The 673-nt window shown below is 47.3% G+C and carries 2 protein-coding genes; one reads left to right on the plus strand and one right to left on the minus strand.

Features of this window, described 5'->3' with window-relative positions:
* A partial coding sequence (locus HT737_RS30315; protein ID WP_182404664.1) for a hypothetical protein occupies positions 1 to 326 on the minus strand: 326 nt, incomplete at its 3' end.
* Between the two features lie 52 nt (positions 327 to 378).
* Between HT737_RS30315 and HT737_RS30320 the strand changes: the two genes are divergently transcribed.
* On the plus strand, positions 379 to 588 hold the full coding sequence (locus HT737_RS30320) for a hypothetical protein (protein WP_143519814.1): 210 nt from the start codon (positions 379 to 381) through the stop codon (positions 586 to 588).
* Positions 589 to 673: the final 85 nt, after the last annotated feature.

Raw genomic sequence — 673 nt, forward strand, 5'->3', positions numbered from 1 at the left:
TCGCTGTTTCGCAGACGGGTCTCGAACGCCTGAATAGCGTTGTAAATGCCCGATAAAGCGCTTTTGGGCGGTTCAGACTGGCCCAGCGTGTCACGGCGCACACGCGGCACGCCGATCAACTGTTCCAGAGAATGCTTGAGTAATGTCAGGGGTTCAATTATTCGCGGGGAATTGAGCAAACCGATACATGCAAAGTAATAGCGCCACACTGACGGATAAACGTTACTGTCCCGGTGTACCAACAGGGCCTGTTCGAGATCAGCCTGTTTGAACAGATTGATAAAACTGACATAACCACTGGCATCTTTAAATCTTTGATCGTGCATGAAAGTTCCTCCGTTATTCTGACCGACATCATGAGCGCACACAGGCACTTGAATGGCAGCGAAGTTAACGAATGGGGACTTCGCACTCAAACTTCAGAACTTTCAATACATGTCAAAACAGGCAATTAAAAAACAACTGATAACGCATGTAACCGCAACAGGTTATTGCGACAACCCTGATCTAAAAATCAATATGACTGCGAAAGTCGGCGGCACAACTGCGCATCGACTTTTTACTGCGGCCAATCAAGATTCAGGATAAGTCCGACAAAATGTAAGTCATAAGAAAGATCCCACGCGGTAGTGGAGTAAATCTCACACGCACCGCTGAAAGATATGACATCGGC

This window comes from Pseudomonas sp. MD195_PC81_125, assembly GCF_014060985.1.
GTDB classification, from domain to species: Bacteria; Pseudomonadota; Gammaproteobacteria; order Pseudomonadales; family Pseudomonadaceae; genus Aquipseudomonas; species Aquipseudomonas parakoreensis.

What these genes read in the sequence shown, in the direction of transcription:
- HT737_RS30320 (WP_143519814.1), top strand. Translation starts at nt 379, where the DNA reads ATGGCAGCGAAGTTAACGAATGGGGACTTCGCACTCAAACTTCAGAAC.